The 26,258-nt window shown below is 71.5% G+C and carries 23 protein-coding genes, 2 pseudogenes and 1 riboswitch; of the genes and pseudogenes, 7 read left to right on the top strand and 18 right to left on the bottom strand.

Features of this window, described 5'->3' with window-relative positions; genetic code table 11:
- Nucleotides 1–4: 4 nt before the first annotated feature.
- Entirely contained in the window at nucleotides 5–727 is a 723-nt protein-coding gene (locus ACFYX0_RS00670) for a TetR family transcriptional regulator (RefSeq protein WP_355909150.1), read from the top strand.
- A 4-nt stretch (nucleotides 728–731) separates the two neighbouring features.
- Here the strand turns inward: ACFYX0_RS00670 and ACFYX0_RS00675 are convergent, their stop codons facing one another.
- The 4 genes from ACFYX0_RS00675 to ACFYX0_RS00690 form a co-directional block, all read right to left on the bottom strand.
- On the bottom strand, nucleotides 732–2,288 hold the full coding sequence (locus ACFYX0_RS00675) for an ABC transporter substrate-binding protein (protein WP_388964824.1): 1,557 nt from the start codon (nucleotides 2,286–2,288) through the stop codon (nucleotides 732–734).
- 210 nt (nucleotides 2,289–2,498) lie between these two features.
- On the bottom strand, nucleotides 2,499–3,518 hold the full coding sequence (locus ACFYX0_RS00680; protein ID WP_388964827.1) for a metallophosphoesterase: 1,020 nt from the start codon (nucleotides 3,516–3,518) through the stop codon (nucleotides 2,499–2,501).
- Nucleotides 3,518–3,796, bottom strand: a complete 279-nt coding sequence (locus tag ACFYX0_RS00685; protein ID WP_388964830.1) for a hypothetical protein — start codon at nucleotides 3,794–3,796, stop codon at nucleotides 3,518–3,520. Before ACFYX0_RS00685 ends, ACFYX0_RS00680 begins: the two co-directional genes overlap by 1 nt.
- A 17-nt stretch (nucleotides 3,797–3,813) precedes the next feature.
- Nucleotides 3,814–4,056, bottom strand: coding sequence for an SCO4848 family membrane protein (locus ACFYX0_RS00690; protein WP_311698260.1), 243 nt, complete (start codon nucleotides 4,054–4,056; stop codon nucleotides 3,814–3,816).
- Nucleotides 4,057–4,249: 193 nt separating this feature from the next.
- Here ACFYX0_RS00690 and ACFYX0_RS00695 point away from each other — a divergent pair, with 193 nt between their 5' ends.
- Nucleotides 4,250–5,521 carry a D-alanyl-D-alanine carboxypeptidase family protein gene (locus tag ACFYX0_RS00695; RefSeq protein ID WP_388964832.1) on the top strand — a complete coding sequence of 424 codons (1,272 nt, stop codon included), beginning with the start codon at nucleotides 4,250–4,252 and terminating at the stop codon, nucleotides 5,519–5,521.
- On the opposite strand, the gene ACFYX0_RS00700 is transcribed toward ACFYX0_RS00695, so the two are convergent.
- The gene (locus tag ACFYX0_RS00700; RefSeq protein WP_388964834.1) at nucleotides 5,469–6,380 is read right to left on the bottom strand and encodes a YihY/virulence factor BrkB family protein; all 912 of its coding nucleotides are present in this window, start codon (nucleotides 6,378–6,380) and stop codon (nucleotides 5,469–5,471) included. The genes ACFYX0_RS00695 and ACFYX0_RS00700 overlap by 53 nt on opposite strands.
- A 137-nt stretch (nucleotides 6,381–6,517) precedes the next feature.
- On the opposite strand from ACFYX0_RS00700, the gene ACFYX0_RS00705 reads away from it, so the two are divergent.
- Nucleotides 6,518–7,282, top strand: a complete 765-nt coding sequence (locus tag ACFYX0_RS00705; protein WP_388964837.1) for an SDR family NAD(P)-dependent oxidoreductase — start codon at nucleotides 6,518–6,520, stop codon at nucleotides 7,280–7,282.
- A gap of 10 nt (nucleotides 7,283–7,292) precedes the next feature.
- Here the strand turns inward: ACFYX0_RS00705 and ACFYX0_RS00710 are convergent, their stop codons facing one another.
- Both ACFYX0_RS00710 and trpS read right to left on the bottom strand, forming a co-directional pair.
- Entirely contained in the window at nucleotides 7,293–7,880 is a 588-nt protein-coding gene (locus ACFYX0_RS00710; protein ID WP_388964839.1) for a 2'-5' RNA ligase family protein, read from the bottom strand.
- A gap of 155 nt (nucleotides 7,881–8,035) precedes the next feature.
- The gene (gene trpS, locus ACFYX0_RS00715; RefSeq protein ID WP_388964842.1) at nucleotides 8,036–9,049 is read right to left on the bottom strand and encodes a tryptophan--tRNA ligase; all 1,014 of its coding nucleotides are present in this window, start codon (nucleotides 9,047–9,049) and stop codon (nucleotides 8,036–8,038) included.
- A gap of 116 nt (nucleotides 9,050–9,165) precedes the next feature.
- On the opposite strand from trpS, the gene ACFYX0_RS00720 reads away from it, so the two are divergent.
- Nucleotides 9,166–9,840 (top strand): hypothetical protein, encoded by a 675-nt coding sequence (locus ACFYX0_RS00720; protein ID WP_388964845.1) that lies wholly within the window; start codon nucleotides 9,166–9,168, stop codon nucleotides 9,838–9,840.
- 28 nt (nucleotides 9,841–9,868) lie between these two features.
- On the opposite strand, the gene ACFYX0_RS00725 is transcribed toward ACFYX0_RS00720, so the two are convergent.
- The 3 genes from ACFYX0_RS00725 to ACFYX0_RS00735 form a co-directional block, all read right to left on the bottom strand.
- A complete protein-coding gene (locus tag ACFYX0_RS00725; protein WP_355909171.1) occupies nucleotides 9,869–11,320 on the bottom strand; it encodes a glycine hydroxymethyltransferase in 1,452 nt (483 codons plus the stop codon).
- A gap of 40 nt (nucleotides 11,321–11,360) precedes the next feature.
- Nucleotides 11,361–11,449, bottom strand: a riboswitch (ZMP/ZTP riboswitch).
- A 63-nt stretch (nucleotides 11,450–11,512) separates the two neighbouring features.
- A complete protein-coding gene (locus ACFYX0_RS00730) occupies nucleotides 11,513–12,697 on the bottom strand; it encodes a glutathionylspermidine synthase family protein (RefSeq protein ID WP_388964848.1) in 1,185 nt (394 codons plus the stop codon).
- Nucleotides 12,698–12,703: 6 nt separating this feature from the next.
- Complete coding sequence (locus ACFYX0_RS00735; protein WP_388964851.1) at nucleotides 12,704–13,042, bottom strand: hypothetical protein; 339 nt, start codon at nucleotides 13,040–13,042, stop codon at nucleotides 12,704–12,706.
- Nucleotides 13,043–13,182: 140 nt separating this feature from the next.
- Here ACFYX0_RS00735 and ACFYX0_RS00740 point away from each other — a divergent pair, with 140 nt between their 5' ends.
- Nucleotides 13,183–14,046: a hypothetical protein gene (locus tag ACFYX0_RS00740; protein WP_388965316.1), complete on the top strand. Its 864-nt coding sequence runs from the start codon at nucleotides 13,183–13,185 to the stop codon at nucleotides 14,044–14,046.
- Between the two features lie 297 nt (nucleotides 14,047–14,343).
- Nucleotides 14,344–14,637, top strand: coding sequence for a hypothetical protein (locus tag ACFYX0_RS00745; protein WP_388964853.1), 294 nt, complete (start codon nucleotides 14,344–14,346; stop codon nucleotides 14,635–14,637).
- A gap of 83 nt (nucleotides 14,638–14,720) precedes the next feature.
- Here ACFYX0_RS00745 and ACFYX0_RS00750 read toward each other — a convergent pair.
- The 6 genes and pseudogenes from ACFYX0_RS00750 to ACFYX0_RS00775 all read right to left on the bottom strand — a co-directional run bounded on the left by ACFYX0_RS00750 (nucleotide 14,721) and on the right by ACFYX0_RS00775 (nucleotide 22,639).
- Nucleotides 14,721–15,205 (bottom strand): annotated as a pseudogene (locus ACFYX0_RS00750) (carboxymuconolactone decarboxylase family protein).
- Nucleotides 15,206–15,254: 49 nt separating this feature from the next.
- Entirely contained in the window at nucleotides 15,255–16,193 is a 939-nt protein-coding gene (locus ACFYX0_RS00755; RefSeq protein ID WP_388965319.1) for an ABC transporter substrate-binding protein, read from the bottom strand.
- Between the two features lie 22 nt (nucleotides 16,194–16,215).
- Entirely contained in the window at nucleotides 16,216–18,156 is a 1,941-nt protein-coding gene (locus ACFYX0_RS00760; RefSeq protein WP_388964856.1) for an ABC transporter permease, read from the bottom strand.
- The gene (locus ACFYX0_RS00765) at nucleotides 18,156–19,538 is read right to left on the bottom strand and encodes a glycine betaine/L-proline ABC transporter ATP-binding protein (protein ID WP_388964857.1); all 1,383 of its coding nucleotides are present in this window, start codon (nucleotides 19,536–19,538) and stop codon (nucleotides 18,156–18,158) included. Before ACFYX0_RS00765 ends, ACFYX0_RS00760 begins: the two co-directional genes overlap by 1 nt.
- Nucleotides 19,538–21,067 (bottom strand): GMC family oxidoreductase, encoded by a 1,530-nt coding sequence (locus tag ACFYX0_RS00770; RefSeq protein ID WP_388964860.1) that lies wholly within the window; start codon nucleotides 21,065–21,067, stop codon nucleotides 19,538–19,540. Before ACFYX0_RS00770 ends, ACFYX0_RS00765 begins: the two co-directional genes overlap by 1 nt.
- Before the next feature lie 51 nt (nucleotides 21,068–21,118).
- Nucleotides 21,119–22,639, bottom strand: coding sequence for an aldehyde dehydrogenase family protein (locus ACFYX0_RS00775; RefSeq protein WP_388964863.1), 1,521 nt, complete (start codon nucleotides 22,637–22,639; stop codon nucleotides 21,119–21,121).
- Between the two features lie 193 nt (nucleotides 22,640–22,832).
- Here ACFYX0_RS00775 and ACFYX0_RS00780 point away from each other — a divergent pair, with 193 nt between their 5' ends.
- Nucleotides 22,833–23,624 (top strand): hypothetical protein, encoded by a 792-nt coding sequence (locus ACFYX0_RS00780; protein ID WP_388964866.1) that lies wholly within the window; start codon nucleotides 22,833–22,835, stop codon nucleotides 23,622–23,624.
- A gap of 77 nt (nucleotides 23,625–23,701) precedes the next feature.
- Here the strand turns inward: ACFYX0_RS00780 and ACFYX0_RS00785 are convergent.
- Nucleotides 23,702–24,565: pseudogene (locus tag ACFYX0_RS00785) on the bottom strand (LysR family transcriptional regulator); the annotation flags it as partial.
- A 271-nt stretch (nucleotides 24,566–24,836) separates the two neighbouring features.
- The gene (locus ACFYX0_RS00790) at nucleotides 24,837–25,826 is read right to left on the bottom strand and encodes a malate dehydrogenase (protein ID WP_355909200.1); all 990 of its coding nucleotides are present in this window, start codon (nucleotides 25,824–25,826) and stop codon (nucleotides 24,837–24,839) included.
- Between the last annotated feature and the right edge of the window lie 432 nt (nucleotides 25,827–26,258).

A 26,258-nucleotide genomic window follows, 5' to 3' on the forward strand; every position in this document is an offset into this window, starting at 1 on the left:
CCTCGTGCCCACCAAGTCCGAGCAGACCCGCGCCCTGATCATCGAGACGGCGATGCGGCTGTTCCAGGAGCGCGGCTACGACAGAACCACCATGCGGGCCATCGCCCAGGAGGCCGGGGTCTCCGTGGGCAACGCCTACTACTACTTCGCCGGCAAGGAACACCTCATCCAGGGTTTCTACGACCGGATCGCAGCCGAGCACCAGGAAGCCGTCCGGGGGATCCTGGCCGAGGAGACCGACCTGGAGGCGCGGCTCGCGGGGGTGCTGAAGGCATGGCTGGACATCGCCGCGCCGTACCACGAGTTCGCGGTGCAGTTCTTCAAGAACGCCGCCGACCCGGACAGTCCGCTCAGCCCCTTCTCCCCCGAGTCGGAGCACGCGCGCGTGGAGGCCATCAGCGTCCACAAGGAGGTGCTGCGCGGTGCGAAGACCAAGGTGGCGGAGGAACTGCGGGACGTGCTGCCTGAGTTGATGTGGCTCGCCCAGATGGGGCTCGTCCTGTACTGGATCTTCGACCGGACCGAGGGACGCGAGCGCAGCTACCGGCTGGCCGAACGCGGCGCCCGGCTCACCGCCCGGGGCGTCTCGCTGGCCCGGTTCCGGGTCCTCAGGCCGCTCGTCCACGAGGTGCACGAGCTGTTCACGGACTTCCTGCCCGGGATGACGAAGGCGCTTCCGGATCCCGCCGCGCGGAAGGGGGCGCCCGCCTCGGACGGGCGCCCCTGAGAGCTCAGATCCAGCCCAGCCGCCACAGCCGGAAGACACCGGTACCGTCCGACAGATACTGTCCGCCGCCGACGTCCTCGGTGCTGACCACGTACTCCTTGCGCTGCCACAGGGGGATCAACGGCACGTCCTCGGCCACGATCTGCTGCATCTGCGAGAAGTCGTCGGCCGTACGGCTGCGGTCCGAGTAGCGCTGGCTGTCCAGGATGAGGCGGTCGACGTCCTTGTTGCTGTAGCCGCTCTTCATGCTGCTGCCGGTGCCGACGAGCGGTGCGCCGAAGGTGTCCGGGTCCGGGAAGTCGGCGACCCAGCCGACGGCGTACGCGTCGAGCTTGCCGCTCGCGTAGCGCTTCTGGAAGTCGGTCCACTCATAGCCCTTGGTGTCCACCGTGAACAGGCCGCTCGCCTCCAGCTGCCGCTTGAGCTCGGCGGCCTCCTCGGCGGCGGCACCGCTGCCCTGGGCATAGCCGTAGGTGAAGTGGACGGGCAGATGCGCGCCCGCCGCGACGAGCAGGGCACGGGCCTTGTGCGCGTCGGGCTTGCCGTAGGCGTCGAAGAAGGACGTGGTGTGCCCGGTGATGCCCGCCGGGATCAGCGAGTACAGCGGGTCGGTGGTGCCCTCGTACACCTTGCTGACCAGCTCCTCACGGTTGATCAGCAGGGCGAGCGCCTGGCGGACGCCGCGGTCGTGGAGCGGTGATCCGGCGGCGGTGTTGAGCACCAGATTGCGGATCTCGGCGCTGTCGGTCTCGCTGACACGCTCGGTGGGGTCGCTGGGCGAGAGCCCGGCGAGCACGGAGGGCGGCAACTGACGTGTGGCGACGTCGATCTGCTGCCCCTTCCACGCCTTCTCCAGGGCGTTCGGGTCGGCGTAGTAGCGCAGCACCACGGGTCGGCCGGTGTCCTTCACATCGCCCTGGTAGTGCGTGTTGGGCGCGAGGACGGCCTCCTTGTCCTTCGTGTACGAGGTCAGCGTGTACGGGCCGGTCCCGTCGGCGCCGTCGTCCTTGCGCAGCGCGTCGCTCGGGTACTTGGTGCGGTCGACGATCGAACCGGCGCCGGTGGCCACCTTGAACGGGAACGTCGCGTCGGGCGACGACAGATGGAAGGTGACCGTGAGCCCGTCGGCGTCGACCGAGTGGAGCGTCTCGAGCAGGCTGGCGGGACCGACGTCGGAGTTGATGCGCTTGACCCGGTCGAAGGAGTACTTGACGTCCTCGGCGGTCATGGTGCGTCCGCCGGGGAACCTCAGCCCCCTGCGCAGGGTGCAGCGGTACGTCGTGAGGTCCGTCCCCTCGAAGGTGCAGCTTTGGGCGGCGTCCGGCACGGGGGCCACGCCGTCGGGCTCGAAGGTCAGCAGGGACTGGAAGACATTGCTGTACAGCGCCCAGGATCCGGCGTCGTACGCGCCCGCCGGATCGAGTGACGTGACGGCGTCCGCCGTGCCGACCGTGATGGTCTTGCCGGTGTTCTCCTCGGCCGGCAGCAACTGCCACCCGCCCACTCCCACTCCCGCCAGTACCAGCACGGTCGCGAGAATCCGCATGCGAACCGATCGCATCGGCGCCCCTCCCCAGGCCCTCAGCGCATGCCACTCCCCTGTGGCGCGGATCACCTAATCACAGGTGTTTCATCTGGGGAAGAGGGATCTTCCGAGATGAGAAAGAACTTACCGACGGATTGTTTCAAGCCCATGTCACCGCGGGTGAAGCGCTTGCTGTACACCGTCCCACGGTCGCCCTCGGAGTGAACCCGCGGCCCTCGCGGTCCGTCACGCCCGGCGCGACGCCAGTTCCACCACCGTGATGTCCGACGGCGCGCCCACCCGCGTCGGCGGGCCCCAGGCGCCCGCTCCCCGGGTCACATACAGCTGGGTGTCGCCGTAGCGGTCCAGGCCCGCGACGGTCGGGTTGGCGGCGGCCGCGACGAAGTCGCCGGGCCAGAGCTGGCCGCCGTGGGTGTGGCCGGAGAGCTGGAGGTCCACGTGGTGCCGCACGGCCTCGTGGATCTGGACGGGCTGGTGGGCCATGAGCACGACGGCGCGTGCGGGGTCACGGTCACCGAGCGCCTTGGCGAAATCGGGCCCCTCGCCCTCGCTCTCGCCCGCCAGGTCGTTGACACCGGCCAGATCGAAGGCGGGCAGCTCCGTGCGCGCGTTCTCCAGCGGGCGCAGATCGAGCCTGCGCACCTCCTCGACCCACTGGTCGGCGCCGGAGAAGTACTCGTGGTTGCCGGTGACGAAGTAACTGCCGTGGCGGGCCCGAAGCTGCGACAGGGGCGCCGCCGCCGAGCCCAGGTCGTGCACGCTGCCGTCGACCAGGTCGCCGACGACGGCGATCAGGTCCGGCTGGGTCGAGTTGACCGTGTCGACCACGCGTTGGGCGAAGTCCCGGCCGAGCACGGGGCCGAGGTGGATGTCGCTCACGACGGCGATGCGGAAACCGTGCGCGGAGCGCGGGAGTTTGGCCAGCGGAACGGTGACGCGCTTCACGGCGGGGCCGCGCAGCACGCCGTAGGTGCCGTAGCCCACGGTGCCGACCGCGGCGGCGGCCACGGCCCCGCCCATGACACGTGAGACGAAGAGGCGGCGGGAGGGGGCGGTGGGGGCGGTCTCGGCAGCCGGCTGCGGGTCCGGGTCCGCGTCGGGGGCGCACGCGGGAGGCATCGGGGCCACGGGGGCCGTGGATGCCGTCTCCGCCGGGACCGGGGCCGGCCTCGACGTGGTCGTCCGCGCCGGCGCGCCACGGTCCATCAGGCGGTGCACCAGCGGTCGCAGGACCTCGCCTGCCATCAGTGCCAGCAGCAGATACAGCGAGAGCGCCAGCCACAGAAGCCCGGCCGGCCCACCACGCGCTGAAGCCAGAAGGGGGCTCCGGAGCGCTCGGTGAACAGGGCCGCGACCGTCAGCACCGGTCCGGCGACGACCACGGCCGTGCCGATGCGCCGGGCCGGGCCCGGGCCCGGGCCGCGGGTCGTGTCGCGGACCAGCCGGCGCCACGCCCAAAGGTGCAGCGCCGCGAACGCGGCCAGGACGGCCGCCGCGACCAGGACGAGGACGACAACCACCACCGAGTTCCCGATCTCCGCTATGGCGTTCGTCGCAACGCGCGCAGCCCGCGCAACCCGATGACGCCGATGACTGTCCCCAAGACAAAGGAGACCACGGCGAGCGTCAGATGCACCCAGAAGTACGCCGTCGGGTTCCCCGCGTTGTCGAACGCGAGTCCGCTGCCGTCCTTCCAGAGGTTCTTGACGAAAGTGATCCAGATGAACCAGCTCCACACCCCGAATGCGAGCAGGAACCAGGAGATGCGGCGGCTGAGTTTCACGAGACCGGGCCTTTCCTCGCTGCGCCGGGCTCCCGAGGCCGAGCCGACCGGCCAGGGGTCCGGGGACGGTCCCCCGGTCAGGCACAGCATGAGCCCAGTATCGCCGCTGCCCGACGACCACTCGCCCGGGGGTGCGGACCATCGGCCGGGACCGGCCGGGACTTCCCGTCGGGCACCCGGTACGTTCGCGACCGTGTCCGCCTTGAAGAAGATCGCCCGGCGCCGCCTGCCGATCGCCTCCGCCGCTGTGTTGTCCCTCTCTCTCGCCGCGCCCGCGACCGCGTTCGCGGCCCCGCGCAGCCCTGCCGTGGCCCCTTCCGCCGCGCCTCCGGCGGCGATGTCCACGGTCGGCGGAGAGCTGCTGGGCCGGCCCGGCACCCAGGTGACCCTGGCCAACGGCGCCCCGGTGCTCCCGAAGGACCTCACCGCGCGCTCCTGGATCGTCGCCGACGCCGAGTCGGGTGAGATTCTGGCCGCCCACAACGCGCACTGGCGGCTGCCCCCGGCGAGCACCCTGAAGATGCTGTTCGCGGACACCGTGCTGCCCAGGTTCCCCCGCACCGAGACGCACAAGGTGGTCTCCTCCGACCTGGCCGGCATGGGCTCCGGTTCCAGCCTGGTCGGGATCAAGGAGGGCGAGACCTACACCGTCCACGATCTGTGGCTCGGTGTGTTCCTGCGCTCCGGCAACGACGCCGTGCATGTGCTGTCCGCGATGAACCACGGGGTCGCGCAGACGGTCCGCGACATGCAGGCGCACGCGGAGGAGCTGCAGGCCCTCGACACGCATGTGGTCAGCCCGGACGGCTACGACGAGCCGGGGCAGGTCTCGTCGGCGTACGACCTGACGCTGTTCGCCCGGTCCGGGCTGCAGAAGAAGGACTTCCGGGAGTACTGCTCGACCGTGCGCACCCAGTTCCCGGGCGAGACCACGAAGAAGAAGGGCAAGACGACCCGCGGGTCCTTCGAGATACAGAACACCAACCGCCTGCTGGCCGGGGACTTCGACATAAGCCCCTACCGGGGCATAGCCGGCGTGAAGAACGGCAACACCACCAACGCGGGCGCCACCTTCACCGGGGTCGCCGAACGCAACGGCAGAGTGCTGCTCGTCACGGTGATGAACCCCGAGAAGAAGGAGCACAACGAGGTCTACCGGGAGGCCGGCCGACTGCTGGACTGGGGTTTCAGCGCCGCCGGGAAGGTCAGGCCGGTGGGTGAGCTGGTCGCCCCCAAGGGCGTCGGCACCAGCCCCCGGGGCGGCGCCGGAGCGACCCCGAACGGGGGCAAGGACGGGGCGAGCGCCAAGCCGGTGGCCGCCTCGGCGAAGAACGGCGGATCCAGCGGGGTCGGGGTGGCGCTCGGCATCTGCGCCGGTGTGCTCGCCCTGCTCGCCGCGGGTGGCTTCCTGGTCAACCGCCGCTGGCCGCTGCCCGATCTGATGCGTCGCCGGACGCGTCCCTGACCTCCTCGGTCCCGCTGTTCCGCGTCGCCGTCCAGGCGGCGCAGAACAGCACCAGTTTCGCGGTGAAGTTGATCCACAGCAGCAGCGCGACCGGCACCCCGAAGGCGCCGTACATGCTCTTCGAGGCGACGCCCTGGATATAGCCGCTGAGCAGCAGTTTGAGCAGCTCGAAGCCGACGGCGCCGATCAGCGCGGCGACCAGCAGCCGGTGCCGCGGGGGCTCGACGCCGGGCAGCAGGGTGAGGACGTAGAGCAGGACCAGGAAGTCGGCGAGGACGGCGACGGCGAAGGCGGCGATCCGCAGCAGCACACTCCCCCAGCCGCCCTTGTCGAGGCCCAGCTCCCCAGCCATCCAGTCGACGAGGGCGGTGGCGAGGGTGGAGATGGCGAGGGTCGTCAGGACCGCGCCGCCCAGGCCGATGAGCACCCCGCCGTCCTTGGCCTTGGCCAGTACCGGGTTCTCGTCCTTGTCGGGCAGCTCCCACACCGCGCGCAGACAGTCCCGTATCTGGGCGACCCAGCCGATGCCGACGAAGAACAGGGTGGCACCGGCGATGATGCCGACGGTGCCAGCGCTCTGGACCAGGCCGTGGATGTCCAGCTGGCCGGAGATGCCGGGGAACTGTTCGGCGACCTTGCTCTGCAGATTGTTCTGCCGGTCCACGCTGAGCGTGGCCGCGGCGATCGCGGCGGCGACGGTGAGCAGCGGGAAGAGCGCCACGAAGCTGACGAACGTCATGGCGGCCGCGAGCCGGGTCCACTTCACCCGGACGAGGCGTTCGTAGGACCGCCAGGAGTGCGTGGCCATGAGCCGGACGACCAGCGGTCCGATGCCGGGGAGTCTCTTCAGCCAGTCCATGATCAGACGCTCCCCTCGTGCCCTTCGCCGCCTCCCGGCCTACTCAGCGTTCCCCGTATCACCCATTTCAGTGAGCAGCGCCGCCGAGTTGAGACATTAAGAGGGTATGCCCCATTTGCCACGCTACGGTCACGGCCATGCCTGCCCACAAGGACGCTTTCAGCACTCCTCGCTCCCTGCTGATCCTCGGCGGCACGTCCGAGATCGCGCTGGCCACCGCCCGCCGCCTCATCGTCCGCGGCACCCGGACCGTCGGGCTGGCCGGCCGCCCCTCCCCCGAGCTGGAACGGGCCGCCGGGCATCTGCGCGGGCTCGGCGCCGGCACCTTCACCGTCGCCTTCGACGCGCTGGACGTCGAGTCCCACGAGGACGCGCTCGGCAAGGTGTTCGCGGAAGGGGCCGTCGATCTGGTGCTGCTCGCGTTCGGTGTGCTCGGCGACCAGGCGACCGACGAGCGCGATCCCTCGGCCGCGGCGCGCGTCGCGGCGACCAACTACACGGGCGCGGTCTCGGCGGGCCTGGTGTGCGCCCGGGCGCTCCAGACCCAGGGCCATGGCTCGCTCGTGGTGCTGTCCGCGGCCGCCGGTGAGCGCGCCCGCCGCTCGGACTTCATCTACGGCTCCAGCAAGGCGGGGCTCGACACCTTCGCACAGGGCCTCGGCGACGCTCTCCACGGCACCGGGGTGCACGTCATGGTGGTACGCCCCGCGTCCCTGCGGCGGCCCGGCACGGCCGCGCACGACCAGGAGCCGCTGGCCACGACCCCGGAGGAGGTCGCCACGGCGATCGAGCTGGGGCTGCGCAGGCGGTCGGAGGTGGTGTGGGTGCCGGGGGTCCTGCGCGTGGTGATGTCGGCCCTGCGGCATCTGCCGAGGGCGCTGTTCCGGCGTCTGCCGCTGTAGTGCGGGCCGCCTAGGCGCGGCGGGTGGGGAGGTTGGCGTCCTCGGTCGGGGCGGTGGCCTGAGGCGGCACCATCGCGCTGCCGAACGGGAACTCCCGCAGCTTGCCCCAGATGCCGTCCGGTCCCTGCTCGTACAGGGCGAAGCCCGTGCACGGCCACTGGGCCTCGTAGCCGGACAGCTCCTCGTACGCCCGGTCCATGGACGCCTCGTCGATCCCGTGGGCCACCGTGACATGCGGGTGGTACGGGAACAGCAGCTCGCGCGCGACCGGCCCGGAGGCGTCCCGGACCTGCTTCTGCAGCCAGGCGCACTCCTCCGCGCCCTCGACGACCCGGACGTACACCACGGGCGACAGGGGCCGGAAGGTGCCCGTCCCGGACAGCCGCATCGGGAAGGGGCGCCCTGCCGCCGCGACGTCGACCAGATGCGCCTCGATCGCGGGCAGTTCGCCGCCGCCGACCTCCGTCGGCGGCAGCAGGGTGACGTGCGTGGGGATGCCGTGAGCCGCGGCGTCGCCGAAGCCCGCGCGCAGCTCCTGGAGGAGGCTGCCATGAGGCTCCGGGACCGCGATCGACACACCGATCGTTACGGTCCCCACGTCGTCTCCTGTCGTCGTGTTGGTGTGCGTGGCCGGGGCGGGACGGACTGCCGTCACGGTGTTCGCTTTCCGACTGTACGACCACGCCCTGCCGTCGGGCAGGCACAGTCAGAGTGGAGTGCAGCACTCCACGGCGCGTCGGGGCACGGGACGGGTCAGTGCTTGGCAGGCAGGAAGCCCACCCGGTCGTACGCCTGCGCGAGCGTCTCCGCCGCGACCGTACGCGCCTTCTCCGCACCCTTGGCCAGAACCGCGTCGAGCGTCTCGGGGTCGTCCAGATACTGCTGGGTGCGCTCCCGGAACGGCGTCACGAAGTCGACCATGATCTCGGCGAGGTCCGTCTTGAGCGCGCCGTAGCCCTTGCCGGCGTATCGCTCCTCCAGATCGGCGACCGCGGTGCCGGTGAGGGTGGAGTAGATGGTCAGCAGATTGCTGACGCCCGGCTTCTCCTCCCGGTCGAACCTGATCACGGTGTCCGTGTCGGTGACGGCGCTCTTGACCTTCTTGCCGGTGGCCTTCGGGTCGTCGAGCAGGTTGATCAGGCCCTTCGGCGTGGACGCCGACTTGCTCATCTTGATCGACGGGTCCTGGAGGTCATAGATCTTCGCCGTCTCCTTGAGGATGTACGGCCGCGGGATCGTGAACGTGTCGCCGAAGCGGCCGTTGAAGCGCTCGGCGAGGTCGCGGGTCAGCTCGATGTGCTGGCGCTGGTCCTCGCCGACCGGCACCTCGTTCGCCTGGTACAGCAGGATGTCGGCGACCTGGAGGATCGGGTACGTGAACAGGCCCACGCTCGCGCGGTCGGCACCCTGCTTGGCGGACTTGTCCTTGAACTGGGTCATCCGGCTGGCCTCGCCGAAGCCGGTGAGGCAGTTCATGACCCAGGCGAGCTGGGCGTGCTCGGGGACATGGCTCTGGACGAAGAGCGTGCACCGCTCGGGGTCCAGCCCGGCGGCGAGCAACTGGGCGGCGGCCAGACGGGTGTTGGCGCGCAGCTCCTTCGGGTCCTGGGGGACCGTGATCGCGTGCAGGTCGACGACCATGTAGAACGCGTCGTGGGTCTCCTGCAGGTCCACCCACTGACGGACGGCACCGAGGTAGTTGCCGAGGTGGAACGAGCCGGCGGTGGGCTGGATCCCGGAGAGCACGCGGGGACTGTCTGAGGCCATGTTCACCATTCTCTCAGGTCCGCAGGGCCGTTCCGGAAGCAGTGGGCGACAGGCGGGGCGCGGACCGTGCACCACGGGGTGACCCTGCCGTAAGGCGGACGGTGTAACAAAGGGGCATGAGGAGCGAGGGGGAAGGCGTGCGGGGGCTGCGTGCTCTGGTGGCGGCGCTGACGATGGCGGTCGCGGTGCTCGCGGGGGCGGCCGCCCCGGCGTGGGCGATGCGCAAGGACATCCCGGATCTGGCGCTCGTCGTGACGAACGGCACGGGCCGTACGACGACACTGCGCTCCGGGGACCAGAGATTCGCGCTGCTGTGGCAGCTGATGTCCCCGACGGAGAACGGGACCGAGCCGGTGCCGGGCGCCTGGACCGAGGGCCGGTATCCGCGGGTGCGGGCCACCGTGGTGTGGGCGCTGACCGGGATCGGGGGGTGGCCGTACACCCGCCGGGCGCCGGGCGGAGATGTGGCCGTGGAGCGGCAGGACCAGCTGTTCCTGGCGGCGGACGGGACGCCGTGGGTCCGGTCCGATCCGGCGCCGGACGTCTCCGACGACGACATCCGGTGGCACCGGGCACCGCGGCTCGTCTTCGACCGGCTGGAGCGGGAGGGGCTCTTCGAGCAGTCCGCCCCCGCGGCCGCGGACGGCCTCCCGGACGGCCTGCGGTGGGGGGCCGCCGGAGCGGCGGCGGGGCTGGCGCTGGGTGTCCTCGGCCCCTACGCCGTGCGCCGGGCCGCGGCCCGGAGGCAGGGCATGCCTCGCGAGCCGCGACAGGAGCTGATCGAACTGTGAGCGGCGGAGCGCTCCGCCGGGGGCCGGATCAGCCCAGGTCGATCTCCGGGTAGAGCGGGAAGCCCTGGAGCAGGTCGCTCGCGCGGTGGGCGATCTCGTCGGCGATCTTCGGGTCCAGGACGTGCTGGGCCTTCGACGGGGCGCCCTTGGCGGTGGTGCCGGGGACGGTCGTCGTCAGGACGCGGTCGATCAGGGCCGCGATCTCGTCCATCTCCGCGGTGCCGAGGCCCCGGGTGGTGAGCGCGGGCGTGCCGATGCGGATGCCGGAGGTGTACCAGGCGCCGTTCGGGTCGGCCGGGATGGCGTTGCGGTTGGTGACGATGCCCGACTCCAGCAGGGCCGCCTCGGCCTGGCGCCCGGTGAGACCGTACGAGGTCTCCACGTCGATCAGGTTGAGGTGGTTGTCCGTGCCGCCGGTCACCAGGGTCGCGCCGCGGCGCGTCAGGCCCTCGGCCAGGGCGCGGGAGTTGTCCACGATCCGCCGGGCGTAGTCCTGGAAGGAGGGCTGCCGGGCCTCCGCCAGGGCCACCGCCTTCGCGGCCATCACATGCGGGAGGGGGCCGCCCAGCACCATCGGGCAGCCGCGGTCGACCTGGTCCTTCAGGGAGTCGTCGCACAGCACCATGCCGCCGCGCGGGCCGCGCAGCGACTTGTGGGTGGTGGTCGTGACGATCTGCGCGTGCGGGATCGGGTCGAAGTCGCCGGTGAGGACCTTGCCCGCGACCAGGCCCGCGAAGTGGGCCATGTCGACCATCAGCGTGGCGCCGACCTCGTCGGCGATCTCGCGCATGATCCGGAAGTTCACCAGGCGGGGGTAGGCCGAGTAGCCCGCGACGATGATCAGCGGCTTGAACTCGCGGGCGGAGGCGCGCAGGGCCTCGTAGTCGATCAGGCCGGTGGCCGGGTCGGTGCCGTAGGAGCGCTGGTCGAACATCTTGCCGGAGATGTTCGGGCGGAAGCCGTGGGTGAGGTGGCCGCCCGCGTCCAGGGACATGCCGAGCATGCGCTGGTTGCCGAAGGCCTGGCGCAGCTCGGCCCAGTCCTCCTCGGAGAGGTCGTTGACCTGGCGGACGCCGGCCTTCTCCAGGGCGGGGGTCTCGACGCGCTGGGCGAGGACGGCCCAGAAGGCGACAAGGTTGGCGTCGATGCCGGAGTGCGGCTGGACGTAGGCGTGACGGGCGCCGAACAGTTCCCTGGCGTGCTCGGCGGCGACCGACTCGACGGTGTCGACATTGCGGCAGCCGGCGTAGAAGCGGCGGCCGATGGTGCCCTCGGCGTACTTGTCGCTGAACCAGTTGCCCATGGCCAGCAGGGTGGCGGGCGAGGCGTAGTTCTCCGACGCGATCAGCTTGAGCATCTCGCGCTGGTCGGCGACCTCCTGCCCGATGGCGTCGGCGACGCGGGGCTCGACGGCGCGGATCACGTCGAGGGCGGCGCGGAAGGCGGTGGACTCGGTGGAGAGTGGCTGCTGCTCCGGCATGTCGGCCTCCGGGTGGCGTGGCTTGAAACGGTCACGGTTCACGGTCGGCCCAGGCGCACGGCACTCGTCACATCAGGGCCGCTCCCCGATGGTCGGTCCCATCCCAGCGCGCCAGTCACGGCCCGGCGATCAGCCTACCGGGCCGGTCGGACGGCGGGGGCGTACGTCCACCATGCGGGCCCCTCACGGGCCTCACAGGATCACGTGCGGAAGGAACCGTGCGTACTCGTCCGTGACCAGGCCGGACGACTCGCGGATGCCGAGCCCGGCCGACTCGTCCCCGACGACCCAGGCGCCGAGGACGACATGGTTGCCGTCGAAGGAGGGCAGGGGCGCCAGTTCCTGGTAGCAGCAGGGCTCGTCCCGTACGACGGGCTCGGCGCCCGGCTCGTGGATCGTCACCCCCTCGCCCTCGCGGCCCAGCAGCGGCTTGGCGACGTAGCCCGTGGTGTGCGCCAGGTCCCGGGGGCCGTCGAGGTGGGCCGGCAGGAGGTTCGGGTGGCCCGGGTACAGCTCCCAGAGGATCGCGAGCAACGCCTTGTTGCTGAGCAGCATCTTCCAGGCGGGCTCGATCCACAGCGTGCTCCCCGTGCCGCCGCCGTTGTCGAGGGTGTCCAGGACATGGCCGCCGAAGTCGTCGGTGAGGAGCCACTCCCAGGGGTAGAGCTTGAAGCAGCTGCGGATGAAGCGGAGCCGGTTGTCGACGAAGCGCTCCGAGAAGGGGTCCCAGCCGATCTCCTCCATGGAGATCCAGTCGGTGTCGAGCCCGGCCTGCTCGGCGGTCTCCTTGAGATAGGCCACCGTCATCAGGTCCTCGCCGAGTTCGTCGACGGAGGAGTGCGCGAAGTACAGCGGGCTGCCGGGCGGGAGCAGCTCGGACTGCTTCCGCCAGACGGCGACGAGGCGTTCGTGGAGCGAGTTCCACTGGTCGGCGCCCGGGAAGCGCTCCTGCATCCAGAACCACTGCGGCGAGGCGGCCTCGACCAGGGAGGTGGGTGTGTCGGCGTTGTACTCCAGGAGCTTGGCCGGGCCCGTGCCGTCGTAGCGCAGATCGAAGCGGCCGTAGACGGAGGGGAGTTCGGCGCGGCGGTGCCATGCCTCGGCGACCGCGCGGGCGACGCGCGGATTGGTGATGCCGAGGTCGGCGAACCGGTTCTCCGCGACGATGTGCGCGGCGGCGGCCAGGCACATCCGGTGCAGTTCCTCGACGGCCTCCTCCAGCGCCTCCACCTCGTCCAGACCGAAGACGTAGTACGCGCTCTCGTCCCAGTAGGGGCGCAGGGAGTCGTCCGGGTGGCGGGTGAGCGGGTAGACGAGGCCCTGCGCCTCGACGGTCCGCTGCCAGTCGGGACGGGGCTCGCTACGGCGGCGTTCCACGGCCGCTCAGCCGCCGGACTTGCCGTGGCCGCCGAAGCCGCCGCGGTGGACACCGCTGCGGCTGCCGCTGTGGCTGCCGGAGCTCCTCGGCCTGGTGAAGGAGCCGCCGTCCACGAAGCCGCTCTTCTTGGTGCCCCCGTAGTACCAGCCGCCGTGCGCGGTCGACGCGTGGGAGGTGCAGTTCTTGTCGGCCACGATCTTGTACCCCTTGCCCAGGGTGTAGCTGTCGCGGTCGACGCAGCGCTTGTCCGGCTCGGAGGAGCAGGCGGTCAGCGCCGCCGCGAGAAGCCCCATGCCGCCGAGGACGACCGTGCCCGAGCGCAGCTGCCGGCGAGCGTCCGCCATGTCCGTTTCCCCCGTCGAGTGAGTGTTCGTTGAGACGTCGGTGAGAGGTTTTCGGCCACCACACTAGAGAGCGCCACTCTGGTGTTCGATCGGCCCCCTTCCTCCGCCCACTCCCTTACAGTCGCTTTGTGTTCTTTGGAATGGTGTGCGCCCTCGGCGCGGCGGTCTGCTTCGGTATGGCGACGGTGTTGCAGGCGGTCGCGGCACGCGCGGCGAGCCCGGGCGGGGGCGGGGACGCGGCGCTGCTGCTGCGGGCCCTGCGGCAGTGGCGGTATCTGGCGGGGCTCGCGCTGGACGGGCTCGGGTTCCTGCTCCAGATCGTGGCGCTGCGGTCGCTTCCCATCTACGTGGTGGGCGCGGCACTCGCGTCGAGCCTCGCGGTGACGGCGGTGGCCGGGGCGCGCCTGCTCGGGGTGCGGCTGGCCGGGAGCGAGTGGGCCGCGGTCGGGGTGGTGTGCGCCGGGCTCGCGCTGCTGGGGCTGGCCTCCGGGGCCGAGGGCGGCCGGCCAGGGTCCATGGCGCTGAAGTACGCGATGCTCGCGACCGCGGTGGCCGTGCTGCTGCTGGGGCTGGCCGGGGGGCGGCTGCCGGCGCGGGGGCGGTCGCTGGCGCTGGGGCTGGGCGCCGGGTTCGGGTTCGGGGTCGTCGAGGTGGCGGTACGGCTGATCGACGGGCTCACACCGTCCGCCCTGCTCACCAATCCGGCGCTGTACGCGCTGCTGGTGGGCGGCGGCGCGGCCTTCCTGCTGCTGACCACGGCCCTGGAGCGGGGCTCGGTGACGGTGGCGACGGCGGGCATGGTGCTGGGCGAGACCGTGGGGCCGGCGGCGGTCGGGGTGGTGTGGCTGGGCGACCGGACACGCGAGGGCCTGGGCTGGCTGGCGGTGCTCGGCTTCGGTGTCGCCGTGGTGGGGGCGCTGCTGCTGGCCCGGTTCGGCGAGGCCCCGGCGCCGGAGGCGCCCACGGCACAGGCCCGCCTCGGGGAGGCCCCGGCCAAGCCGTGACGCCTCCCTCCCGACGGCCGGCCGCCCGCGGCGGCGCCGGCCCTCGGGTTCGGGCGGCCCGGCGGGCCTGCGGTCAGCTGTCGCCCTTGGACCGGGCGGACCTGCCGCGCCGTGGGGTCACGCTCTTGCGGATCTCCCAGTCTGCGGCAGGTGGACACCGAGCGCTTTCTGCGGGCCGCGTGCGCGCGGGCGGGTGGGGCGCACGGGTGACGGGCGCCCGCACCTCTCCGGACGGGATCGTGCTCGCCGGGGAGGGCGGGCGCGAGTGGCGCGCCGGGTACCTCGTCGCCGCCGACGGTGCCCGCTCGGTGGTCCGGGGGGAGCTGGGCATCGCCCTGGAGGGCACCCGGGGCGAGGGCTTCCACGGGACTGGTCCAGGAGCGGGCCGTACGGCACGGCATCCGTATCGCCCACCGCGAGCGGACCCTCGCCGCACTCGACGGCGGGGAGGTGTGGCTCGTGAACGCGCTGCACGGGATCCGGCCGGTGACGGGCTGGGCGGGCGGCGAACTGGCGGCCGGACCGGCGCTGCGGGCGGCGGAATGGCGGGAATGGCTGGAGAGCCTCACGGAGCCGCTGCCGGACAAATAGAACGCGCGAAAACCGGACATTGACCAACAGCACCGATGTTCGAATTCCGCATTCCCGATTTTTCCTTTCCTCTCTCCCTGCCATTACTTCTTGGCCGGCTGGTAAGCCCCCGGCACCATTCGCGTGGCGATCGCGATGCGGTTGTACGCGTTGATGACGGTGGCCGCCCAGACCAGTGCCGCGATCTGCGCCTCGTCGAAGACCCGCGCGGCCTCGGCGTAGGCCGCGTCCGGCACCTGGCCCTCGGCGACGAAGGTGACCGCCTCGGTCAACGCCAGGGCCGCGCGCTCCCGTTCGGCGAAGAAGGGGGTCTCCCGCCACGCGTTCAGCGCGTAGATGCGCTACTCGGTCTCGCCCCCGGCCCGGGCGTCCTTAGTGCGCATGTCCAGGCAGAAGGCGCAGCCGTTGAGCTGCGAGGCGCGGATCCTGACCAGTTCGAGCAGTTCCGGCTCGACCTTGGCGTCCGCCGCCGCGGACACCGCGGCGGCGTGCAGGAACCCATCGCCTTGGAGACATCCGGGGTGATCTTCTTGAGGTTCACACGGGAAATGGCATCGCTGTTGCTCATGGGCAGACCGTATCCCGAGAAAAGCAATTCCGAAGCACTTTACGGCGGTTCAGGACAGCCATTTCTGCCAGGTGGACCGGTGACCCTCCACCCATTTCTTCGCGGCCTGGTCCGGGGTCAGCTTCTGGTCGGCGATCATCAGCGCGACCTCGTTCTGGTCCTCGGTGGTCCAGCTGAACTTCTTCAGAAAGGCCGCCGCCTTCCCGCCGTTCTTCGCGAAGTTCGCGTTCAGGTACTTCTGCAGCGGGGTGTGCGGGTACGCACAGGCCACCTTCGCCGCGTCCTGGTCGCAGCCCTCCTTGTACGGCGGCAGCTTCACCTCCGTCATCGGGACCTTCTTGAACAGCCACTGCGGTACGTACCAGTACGTCAGGAAGGGCTTGTGCTCCTTGGCGAACTGCCTCATCTGAGTGATCTGCGCGGCCTCCGAACCGGCGAACACCACCTGGTAGTCCAGCTTCAGGTTGTCCACCAGCGCCTTGTCGTTGGTGACGTAGGACGGCGAGCCGTCCATCAGCTGGCCCTTGCCGCCGCTCTCCGCGGTGCGGAACAGATGGGCGTACTTGTTGAGGTTGTGCCAGTCCGTGATGTCCGGGTGCTGCTTGACGAGGTACGTCGGGACGAACCAGCCGATATGGCCGGTGACTCCGAGGCCACCGCCCGGGCTGATGGTCTTCTTGTCCTCGACGTACCGCTTCTCCTGGTCGGGGTGGCCCCAGTCCTCCAGGATCGCGTCGACCCGGCCCTGGCTGAGGGCGTCCCAGGCGGGAATCTCGTCGACCTGGACGGTGTCGACCCGGTAGCCGAGCTCATGCTCCAGGATGTACTGGGCCACGGCCACGTTCGACTGCGCGCCCACCCAGGACTGCACCGACAGGGTCACCGTCTGCGCGCCCTGGGCACCCGCGAACGGCGAGGCCTGCTTGGTCATGTCGGCGGCACCGCAGCCGGTGGTCAGCCCCAGCACGGCGAGGGCGGCGGTCAGCATCTTCGTGCGCGTACGAGCCATGTCACGCTCCCTTCTTCGCGCGGCGCTCGGTCGGCTGGGTCACCCGGTCGAGCATCAGGCCGAGGCAGACGATCGCCGCGCCGGCCACCAGACCGGTCGCCAGGTCGCCCTGGGCGAGGCCGAAGACGACGTTGTAGCCGAGCGCGCCGCCGCCGACCAGGCCCCCGATGATGACGACGGCGAGGACCAGGACCACGCCCTGGTTGACCGCGAGCAGCAGCGCCGGGCGGGCGAGCGGGAGTTGGACCTGGCGCAGTTGCTGGGCGCTGGTCGCGCCGAGCGAACGCGCCGACTCCAGGGCGGCCGGGTCGACCTGGCGCAGGCCCTGGGCGGTGATACGGACGACGGCCGGCAGCGCGTAGACGATCGCCGCCGCGACGGCGGGTGCGCGGCCGACGCCGAACAGCGCGACCACCGGGATCAGGTACACGAACTGCGGCATCGTCTGGAAGACGTCCAGGACCGGGCGCAGCAGCCGTTCGAAGCGGTCGCTGCGGGCGGCCGCGATCCCGATCGCGACACCGAGGACGACGGTGACGGCGACGGCCGCCAGCACCTGGGACAGCGTGTCCAGGGACGGCTTCCACACCCCGAGCACACCGGTCGCGGCCATCGCGAGCACGGCGGTGAGCGCGGTGCGCCAGGTCCCGATCAGCCAGGCCAGCGCGGCGACGATGAGCAGGACCGACCACCAGGGCAGCCACTGCAGCCCGGTGCGCACCGGGTCCAGGATCCAGGTGGTGAAGTGGGCCGCCCAGTCGGCGGTGCCGCCGACGAAGGGGACGCCCGAGTACAGATGGGCGGTCATCCAGTCGACGACACGGTTCACCGGCTCGGCGATCTTCACGGTCCATGCGTCGGGCCAGTCCAGACGGCCGGCGAGCCGCACGGCCAGGGCGACGGCGACGGCCGCGACGGCCGCGTAGGCCCATCCGGCGCGTCCGCCGGGCCGCTCGGCCCCGGCTCCCGCCGCGCCGGTGACCCGGTCCAGGACGACCGCGAGCAGCACGATCGGGATGCCCGCGGCGAGCGCGGCGCCCACGTCGACGGAGGCGAGCGCCTGGTAGACACGGTCACCGAGACCGCCCGCGCCGATCACGGAGGCGATGACCGCCATGGACAGCGCCATCATGATCGTCTGGTTGAGGCCGAGCAGCAGCTCCTTGCGGGCCAGCGGCAGCCGGGCGGTGAACAGTCGCTGGCGGGCGGTGGTGCCGAGGGACTCGACCGCCTCCAGGACCTCCTTGTCGGCGCCGCGCAGGCCCAGCGCGGTGAGCCGGGCCATCGGCGGGGCGGCGTACACCACGGTGGCGAGCACGGCCGCGGGGACACCGATGCCGAAGACCAGGACGACGGGCAGGAGGTACGCGAAGGCGGGCAGCACCTGCATGGTGTCGAGGACCGGGCGCAGGGCGCGGAACGTACGGTCGGACAGGCCCGCGGCCAGGCCCAGCAGCGCGCCGAGCAGCACCGAGACGAGCACGGCGACCACCATGAGCGCCAGCGTCTGCATGGTGGGCACCCACATGCCGAGCAGACCGCAGACGAGGAACGCGGCCCCCGTGCCGAGGGCCAGCCGGACGCCCGCGGCGCGCCAGGCCAGCAGCGCGGCGGCGACGGTCACGCCCGCCCAGCCCGCCGCGAGAAGCACCAGGTAGACGGCGTGGACGGACAGGACGACGGCGTTGCTGATGTAGCCGAAGAAGTACAGGAAGAGGGGGTGGCTGTCGCGGTTGTCGATGATCCAGTTGCTGGCCGAGGCCAGCGGCTTGGAGAAGTCGACGGTGAGCGCGTGCGGCCAGCTGCCGCTCGCCCAGCGGGCGTCCGCCAGCGGTACGAGGACGGCCGCGACGGCGGCGAGCAGCAGCAGCTTGCTCGCGGCACGATGCCTGAGCAGGCCGGGAAGCGTGACCTTGGGAGCGGTCGTGGTGAGCGTGGCCATCACACCGCCTCCCCGGCCTGCTCCGTTCCGGTCACGGCGCCGTGCCCCGGTCCGTGCGCGGCGGCCTGATCCGACGGGGCGGTCCGGTCCGAGGGGGCGGGGGCGTTCTGGTCCGTGTCGGCCGTGGCGGCCTGGTCCGAGGGGGCGGCTGCCTTCTGCTCCGCGGCGGCTGTGGCGGCCTTCCGCTCCGTGCCGGCCGTGGCGGCCTGCTCCGTGCCGGTCGTGGCTGTCTGCTGCGTCTCGGTCGCGGCGCCCTGCTCGGGCTGGTCCGTACCGGTCACGGCGATCCGCTCCGCCTCGTCCGCGGGGGCCTGGGTGGTCCCGGCCACGACGCCGAGGAGGCGTGCGTGGTCGACGACGCCGAGGCAGCGGCCCCGGTCCATGACGCGGGCCGGGGAACCCGTGCGGGCGACCGCCTCGATCGCCTCCGAGACCGTGGCGTCCGGCGACAGCGCCGGACCGCCCCCGGTCTCCTCCGCGGACGCGGTCCGCATGGCCGAGCGGACGGTCATGACCTGCTCGCGCGGTACGTCCCGGACGAACTCCCGGACGTAGTCGTCGGCCGGGGAGCCCACGATCTCCTCGGGGGTGCCCAGCTGCACGATGCGGCCGTCGCGCATCAGGGCGATGCGGTCGCCCAGCTTGAGGGCCTCGCTCAGATCGTGCGTGATGAAGACCATCGTGCGGCCCTCCTCACGGTGCAGCCGGACCACCTCCTCCTGCATGTCGCGGCGGATCAGCGGGTCGAGCGCGCTGAACGGCTCGTCGAACAGGAGCACCTCGGGGTCCACGGCGAGTGCGCGGGCGAGACCGACACGCTGCCGCTGGCCACCGGACAGCTGGCTGGGGCGCCGCTTCTCCATGCCCTCCAGACCGACCTTGACCACGAACTCCGCCGCACGCTCCCGGCGTTCGGCCCGGCCGATCCCCTGGATCTCCAGGCCGTAGGCCACGTTGTCGAGGACCGTGCGGTGCGGCAGCAGGCCGAAGTGCTGGAAGACCATCGCGGCCCGGTGGCGCCGCAGCTCGCGCAGCCGTGTCCGGTCCATGGCGCGGACGTCCTCGCCGTCGATGGCGATGGTGCCCGCGGTCGGTTCGATCAGCCGGGTCAGACAGCGCACGAGCGTGGACTTGCCGGAACCGGACAGGCCCATCACGACGAAGACCTCGCCCTTGCGGACGTCGAAGCCCACATCGCGGACGGCGGCCGTGCAGCCGGTGCGTTCACGCAGCTCGGCGGCCGGCAGCGCGGCCAGCTCGGGGTCCGCCGGGATACGGCCCGCCCTCGGGCCGAAGACCTTCCACAGGCCGTCGACCGAGAAGACGGGGGCGTCGGCGGAGTCGCCGGTGGGCGGCTTACGGGTGGGAACTGTGAGAGCCATCAGGCGTTACCTCCGAGCAGATCCGCGGCCTTCTCCCCGACCATGAGCACCCCGATCATCGGGTTCACGGCGGGCATGGTGGGGAAGACGGACGCGTCGGCGATGCGGATACCGTCCAGACCACGGATCCTCAACTGCGGGTCGACCACGGCGAGTTCATCGGTCTCGGCGCCCATGCGGCAGGTGCCGGCCGGGTGGTACACGGTGTGGGCGACCTTGCGCGCGTAGGCGCTCAGCTCCTCGTCGCCGGTGAGGTCCGGGCCGGGGCACACCTCGCGCTTCAGCCAGCCGGCCAGCGGCTCGGTCTTGGCGATCTCACGAGCGATGCGGATCCCGTCGACGAGGGTGCGGCCGTCGTAGTCGTCCTCGTCGGTGAAGTAGCGGAAGTCGAGCGCGGGCTTCTCGCCGGGGTCGGCGCTCGTGAGGTAGAGACGGCCGCGGCTCATCGGCTTGGGGATGTTCGGGGTCATGGAGACGCCGAACTCCGGCCGCTCGTAGCCGAGTCGCTCCGGATTGTCCGTGAACGGGATCTGGTAGAAGTGGAACATCAGGTCCGGGCCCGGCTGCTCGGGGTCGCGGCGCACGAACAGACCGGCGTCGCTGTCCATCGCGGAGTTCTCCGGGATCGGTCCGTGCGTCTCCCACACGATCACCGACTCGGGGTGGTCGAGCAGGTTCTCGCCGACGCCCGGCAGATCGAGCGCGACGGGTATGCCGAGTTTCTCCAGGTCCGCCTTGGGACCGATGCCCGAGTGCAGCAGCAGCCGCGGGGAGTCGACGGCGCCGGCGCACAGCACGACCTCCTGCCGGGCCCGTACGAGGATCTCCTCGCCGTCCTTGGTGCGCACGTGCACGCCCTGCGCGCGAGTGCCCTCCAGCTCCAGCCTGTGGGCCCAGGACTCCAGGAGGATCGTCAGGTTAGGGCGCTCGTCCATCACCGGGTGCAGATACGCCACCGACGCGCTGGAGCGCTTGTTGTTCTCGGGGTGGTAGGCGAGGTCGAAGAAGCCGACGCCCTCGGTGAACGGCTTCCGGTTGAAGCCCTCCACGCGCGGCACGCCGATCGCCTCCTGGGCCGCGTCCACGAAGTCGCGGGCGATGGCGTTCCGGTCCTTCTCGTCGACCGGGACGATGTTGTTGAGCAGGCGGGCGTAGTACGCCTCCATCGGGACGGCGCCCCAGCCCTCGGCGCCCGCCGCCTCCCACTCGTCCCAGTCGGAGGGCAGCGGCTTGAACGCGATCAGGGTGTTGTGCGAGGAGCAGCCGCCGAGCACCCGGGCGCGGCTGTGCCGGATGTGGGAGTTGCCGCGTGGCTGCTCGGTGGTCGGGTAGTCGTAGTCCAGTTCACCGCCGAGCAGGCCCATCCAGCGGCGCAGGGTGAGGACGTCGTCGCGGCCGACGTCGCTCGGGCCGCCCTCGATGACGGCGACGGTGACGTCGGGGTTCTCGGTGAGCCGGGAGGCGATGACGGAACCCGCGGTGCCGCCGCCGATGACGACGTAGTCGTACACGTGCGTGTTCGGGTGCATGGGGAACTGCTCCAAAGATGCTGTGGGGGAGGGGACGGGATGCGCGGGGGGTCAGCCCGCGAACCAGCGGACCGGCTGGGGGGCGAGGTTCTGGTAGACGTGCTTGGCCTCGCGGTACTCGGCCAGGCCCGCCGGACCGAGTTCGCGGCCGATGCCGCTCTTGCCGAAGCCGCCCCACTCCGCCTGCGGGAGGTAGGGGTGGAAGTCGTTGATCCAGACGGTGCCGTGGCGCAGCCGGCCGGCGACGCGGCGGGCGCGGCCCGCGTCGGCGCTCCACACGCCGCCCGCGAGGCCGTACTCGGTGTCGTTGGCGAGCGCGACCGCCTCGTCCTCGGTGCGGAAGGTCTCCACGGTCAGGACGGGCCCGAAGACCTCCTCGCGGACGACCTTCATCTCCCGGTGGCACCCGTCGAGCACGGTGGGCTCGTAGAAGTAGCCGTCGGCCGGCCTGGTCTCGTCCGGCTCGGGGCGCTTGCCGCCGCAGCGCAGTACGGCGCCCTCGGCGAGCGCGGAGGCGACGTAGGCCTCGGTCCGGGCGCGCTGCTCGGCGGAGATCATCGGGCCGCACTCGACGCCCTTCTCGGTGCCGCGGCCGAGGCGTATCCGGCCCGCGCGGCGAGCGAGTTCGGCGACGAAGCGCTCCTTGACGGACTCCTCGACGATGAGGCGGGAGCCGGCCGAGCACACCTGGCCGCTGTGGATGAAGGCGGCGTTGAGGGCCTGGTCGACGGCGGTGTCGAAGCCCTCGTCGGTGGCGCAGGCGTCGGCGAAGACGACGTTGGGGTTCTTGCCGCCGAGTTCGAGGGCGACCTTCTTCACGCCGAGGGCCGCGGCCTGCGCGACCTTCGTGCCGCTGACGAGCCCGCCGGTGAAGGAGACCAGATCGACGCCGGGGTGCGCGGCGAGCCGGGCGCCCACCGAGTGGCCGGGACCGGTGACGATGCCCGCCACCCCGGCGGGCAGTCCGGCCTCCGCCAGCAGCTCGATCAGGGCGACGGTGGTCATCGGGGTGATCTCGCTCGGCTTGATCACGAAGGTGTTGCCGGCGGCGAGCGCGGGGGCGATCTTCCAACTCGCCTGGAGCAGGGGGTAGTTCCAGGGGGTGATCAGGGCGCACACACCGACGGGCTCGTACACCACGACACTGTGGATGTCGGGCGAACCGGCGTCGACGACACGGCCGGCGCTCTCGCCGGCGACGAGGCCCGCGAAGTAGCGGAAGGCGTCGGCGACGCAGTCGATGTCGACGCGGCCCTCCTCCAGGGTCTTGCCCGCGTCGCGGCTCTCCAGGAGGCCCAGCTCTTCGCGATCGCGTACGAGGAGATCGGCGACCCGGTGCAGCAGCGCGGCGCGCTCCGCCGCGGACGTACGCGGCCAGGGACCCTCGTCGAAGGCACGGCGGGCGGCCGCGACGGCCGCGTCGGCGTCCCGTTCGTCACCCTCCGCAACCAGGGCGAGCGGCTCGGCATCCGCGGGGTCGAGGATCTCGCGCGTGGCGCCGGAGAGCGCCGCGCGCCACTCTCCTGCCACATGAATGGTCTGCGCTGCCTGCCGTGCCTGCTGTGCCGACATGATCGGTAATGCCTTCCGTTACTGTTCGGTCGCCCCGTGTCACCTGCGTGCCACCCCCCGGTGGGCGGCGTGCACCTGCCCCCGCGCCGGGGATGCATGCGCCTGTGTGACCGAAAGTGCTCCGCGTCACTGAAAATGCGGTCGAAAAGGGTGAAAAGTACGCTGAGCCTGAACTACTGGTGGAGGTGACGCGATGTTCCGGACGCATGGCTTCACGATCGCGACGCGCGCGACGGTGACTGCCGCGACGATGGGCCTGCTGTTCTCCCCCGTACTGGGCGGCGCGTCGTCGGCCAAGACCGGCGGCGACCAGAGCCCACAGCAGCTGGCCGCACAGGCTCAGGGCGCACTACGGAAGGCGACATCGGTCCGGCTTCACTATCAGGACCGCAGCGCCGCCGCCGCGAACAGCATCACGCTGCCCACGGCGATGGATCTCGCGCTCGACCGGCAGGGCAACTGCGCGGGCTCCCTGACCCTCGGCACGCACGGGGGCATGGTCCAGATCATCAAACGGGGCGCCGAAGTGTGGCTGAAGCCGAACGCGGCTTTCTGGACGTCGGAGCTGCCGGGCGAACGGGGCGCCACCGCGGCCAAGACGTTCAAGAACCACTACATCCACGGCTCCACGAACGACATGGTCTTCAGCGGTGTCGTCAACGCCTGCAATCTCCAGGACCTCCAGTCGGCCGCGACGGCGTCGCCGCCGGCCACCCTGAAGGAGGGCCTCGCGACGATCGTGAACGGCACCCGGGTGGTCCCGCTGTCCTTCGAGGCGAACGGCCTGACCTCGACGCTGTACGTCACGACGGGCAAGCCGCACCTGCTGTACCGCGCGTCCCAGAAGGGGCCGGGCACGGACCTGACCCTCACCTTCACGGACTACAACAAGCCGGTTCCGGCCAAGATCCCGCCCGCGAGCGCGTCACTGGACGTCTCGAAGCTGCAGAGCCTGCTGGGCACTGCCTCGCCCGGGCCGGCCTGAGGCAGCGCCCGGCGGAGCCGGTCCGGACAGGACCGCCGAAGCCGGTGTGAGACGGAACCCCGCCGGACGGCCCGAGGTCAGGGCCGCCCGGCGCCCGTCCGCCACTCCTGCGCGAGCTCCCGGACACAGGTGCGCAGCCATGCGTGCGCCGGGTCGGCGTCATGGCGCGGATGCCAGGCGAGTCCCATGAGCAGCGGCGGGAGCGGCAGCGGCACCTCGAAGGTGACAAGGCCCAGGTCCGCCGCGAGGGGCAGTCCCCAGGCGCCGATCAGGCCCACCAGATCGGTGTCGCGGAGGACGAAGAGCGAGGCCGGGAAGGTGCCGACGGTGCCCACCACCCGGCGCTCCAGACCCAGTTCGGCGAGGGCCGCGTCCACCGGGCCGTGCATCCGGCCGCGGCGCGAGACGATCAGATGGTCCGCCTCCGCGGCGAACCGCTCGGCCGTCAACTCCCCTTCGAGCAGTGGATGTCCGGACCGTACGACGCCCACCATGCGGTCCTCGTGCAGGGGTTCCACATGCACCTCGGGCTCCGTGGCGTCCACGACCCCGACCTCCAGGTCCGCGGTTCCCCGGCGCAGGAACGGCGCGTCCACATGGCTCTCGGCCAGGAACCGGATGCGGATGCCCGGCGCCTCCCGCGCGGCGCGGGCGAAGAGCGCCGCACCGCACGCGGCGGCGATCGCGTCGTGGCCGAGGATCGTGAAGGTGCGGCTGACGGTTCCGAGGTCGGTGTCGCGGCCGGGCGCGAACAGCGCGCGGGCCCGTTCCACCACCGCGCTCACCTCGGCGCGTACGGCCAGCGCATGCGGGGTGGGCACCATCCCGCGTCCGGCGCGGACGAGGACCGGGTCGCCCAGCGCCTTGCGGATCCGGCCCAGGGTGCGGCTCATGGCCGGTTCGGAGAGATGAAGCCGGCGGGCGGCGCCCCCCTGCTGCTGACCGTCGGCCTGGTCGCGGTCCTGTTCGGCATCATCGGGTCGACGGGTGGGCGGCCGCCACCGCCGTGGTGGTGGCCGGCTACGGCGACCGCGCGCGCACCCGCCGGGTCGCCGCCGGCACGGAACGTGTGCCGGCGCGCGCGGGGCGGCCGTGACGGGAGCCCGGTCCGCGGCCCGGGGTGGTCCCGGACGGTGAGCGGAACGGCCGCAGGCCCCGTCCCCGGAAGAACCGGGGCGGGGCCTGCGTGCGTTCGCCGGGAGACCGGACGGGTCAGATGAGGCCGAGGGAGCGGACCGCGTCGCGCTCCTCCTCCAGCTCCTTCACCGACGCGTCGATACGGGCACGGGAGAACTCGTTGATGTCCAGGCCCTGGACGATCTCGTACTTTCCGTCCTTGGTGGTGACGGGGAAGGAGGAGATCAGGCCCTCCGGGACACCGTAGGAGCCGTCCGACGGGATGGCCATGGAGGTCCAGTCGCCCTCGGCCGTGCCGTTGACCCAGGTGTACACGTGGTCGATGGCGGCGTTGGCGGCGGAGGCGGCCGACGAGGCACCGCGGGCCTCGATGATGGCGGCACCACGCTTGGCGACGGTCGGGATGAAGTCGTCGGCGAGCCACTTCTCGTCGTTCACGACCTCGGCGGCGTTCTTGCCGGCGACCGTGGCGTGGAAGATGTCCGGGTACTGGGTGGCGGAGTGGTTGCCCCAGATCGTCAGGCGCTTGATGTCGGCGACCGAGACGCCGGTCTTCTTCGCGAGCTGGGTCAGCGCGCGGTTGTGGTCGAGGCGGGTCATCGCGGTGAAGCGCTCGGCCGGCACGTCCGGGGCGGCGGCCTGGGCGATCAGCGAGTTGGTGTTGGCCGGGTTGCCGACGACCAGGACCTTGACGTCGTCCGCCGCGTGGTCGTTGATGGCCTTGCCCTGCGGCTTGAAGATGCCGCCGTTGGCCTCCAGGAGGTCACCGCGCTCCATGCCCTTGGTGCGCGGGCGGGCGCCCACGAGGAGGGCGACGTTGGCGCCGTCGAAGGCGACGTTCGGGTTGTCGCTGATCTCGATGCCCTGCAGCAGCGGGAACGCGCAGTCGTCGAGCTCCATGGCCGTGCCCTCGGCGGCCTTCAGCGCCGGGGTGATCTCCAGGAGGCGCAGCTTGACCGGCACGTCCGCGCCGAGCAGCTGGCCGGAGGCGATGCGGAAGAGCAGTGCGTAGCCGATCTGGCCGGCCGCGCCGGTGACGGTGACGTTCACGGGAGTGCGGGTCATGGCGTTCTCCGTAGGACAGCTGGCGGTAGGGCTTCGTCGCCCCGGGGTGCGGGATCCCCGCCGGCTCGTGGCCGACGCCCGCCGCGATGATCGATCAAGGGTAGGGATGATCGATCTCTTGGCGTCAAGAGAGATCCAGCGGTCAGGCTATCGCGCATCCGTGATCCCGCACTCCCGGGCCCGTGTGGCCCGTCCCACAACAGGCTGAGGGCTGCGTCCGTCCGCCTCGGCGGGCGCGAAGGAGCGGCGGCCGTCCGCTCCGAAGAGGGGGACTGAGCGGCGGCCGCCGCAGGGGGGACGTCCAGCCGGAAGGGTTGCCGGCCTTCCGGCGCTGCCGGACTCCCGTGGGGGTAGCGTGCGCCTGCCCCGTGTCGGCGGGCTCATGCATGGCGAGGGCGATTCTTTTCGACGGATCTCTTCGGCCGGGCTTTC

The sequence above is a fragment of the Streptomyces sp. NPDC002573 genome (assembly GCF_042889625.1).
Lineage (GTDB): Bacteria > Actinomycetota > Actinomycetes > Streptomycetales > Streptomycetaceae > Streptomyces > Streptomyces gibsoniae.

Bases quoted from the DNA above. Each gene is read 5' to 3' on its own strand.
- ACFYX0_RS00735 (WP_388964851.1), bottom strand. From the start codon at position 13,042: ATGGCGGACGCTCGCCGGCAGCTGCGCTCGGGCACGGTCGTCCTCGGC.
- ACFYX0_RS00765 (WP_388964857.1), bottom strand. From the start codon at position 19,538: ATGGCTCTCACAGTTCCCACCCGTAAGCCGCCCACCGGCGACTCCGCC.
- ACFYX0_RS00770 (WP_388964860.1), bottom strand. From the start codon at position 21,067: ATGCACCCGAACACGCACGTGTACGACTACGTCGTCATCGGCGGCGGC.
- trpS (WP_388964842.1), bottom strand. From the start codon at position 9,049: ATGGCCTCAGACAGTCCCCGCGTGCTCTCCGGGATCCAGCCCACCGCC.
- ACFYX0_RS00705 (WP_388964837.1), top strand. From the start codon at position 6,518: ATGCCTGCCCACAAGGACGCTTTCAGCACTCCTCGCTCCCTGCTGATC.
- ACFYX0_RS00740 (WP_388965316.1), top strand. From the start codon at position 13,183: ATGGTGTGCGCCCTCGGCGCGGCGGTCTGCTTCGGTATGGCGACGGTG.
- ACFYX0_RS00775 (WP_388964863.1), bottom strand. From the start codon at position 22,639: ATGTCGGCACAGCAGGCACGGCAGGCAGCGCAGACCATTCATGTGGCA.
- ACFYX0_RS00780 (WP_388964866.1), top strand. From the start codon at position 22,833: ATGTTCCGGACGCATGGCTTCACGATCGCGACGCGCGCGACGGTGACT.
- ACFYX0_RS00700 (WP_388964834.1), bottom strand. From the start codon at position 6,380: ATGGACTGGCTGAAGAGACTCCCCGGCATCGGACCGCTGGTCGTCCGG.
- ACFYX0_RS00725 (WP_355909171.1), bottom strand. From the start codon at position 11,320: ATGCCGGAGCAGCAGCCACTCTCCACCGAGTCCACCGCCTTCCGCGCC.
- ACFYX0_RS00675 (WP_388964824.1), bottom strand. From the start codon at position 2,288: ATGCGATCGGTTCGCATGCGGATTCTCGCGACCGTGCTGGTACTGGCG.
- ACFYX0_RS00680 (WP_388964827.1), bottom strand. From the start codon at position 3,518: ATGGCAGGCGAGGTCCTGCGACCGCTGGTGCACCGCCTGATGGACCGT.
- ACFYX0_RS00760 (WP_388964856.1), bottom strand. From the start codon at position 18,156: ATGGCCACGCTCACCACGACCGCTCCCAAGGTCACGCTTCCCGGCCTG.
- ACFYX0_RS00755 (WP_388965319.1), bottom strand. From the start codon at position 16,193: ATGCTGACCGCCGCCCTCGCCGTGCTGGGGCTGACCACCGGCTGCGGT.
- ACFYX0_RS00790 (WP_355909200.1), bottom strand. From the start codon at position 25,826: ATGACCCGCACTCCCGTGAACGTCACCGTCACCGGCGCGGCCGGCCAG.
- ACFYX0_RS00720 (WP_388964845.1), top strand. From the start codon at position 9,166: ATGAGGAGCGAGGGGGAAGGCGTGCGGGGGCTGCGTGCTCTGGTGGCG.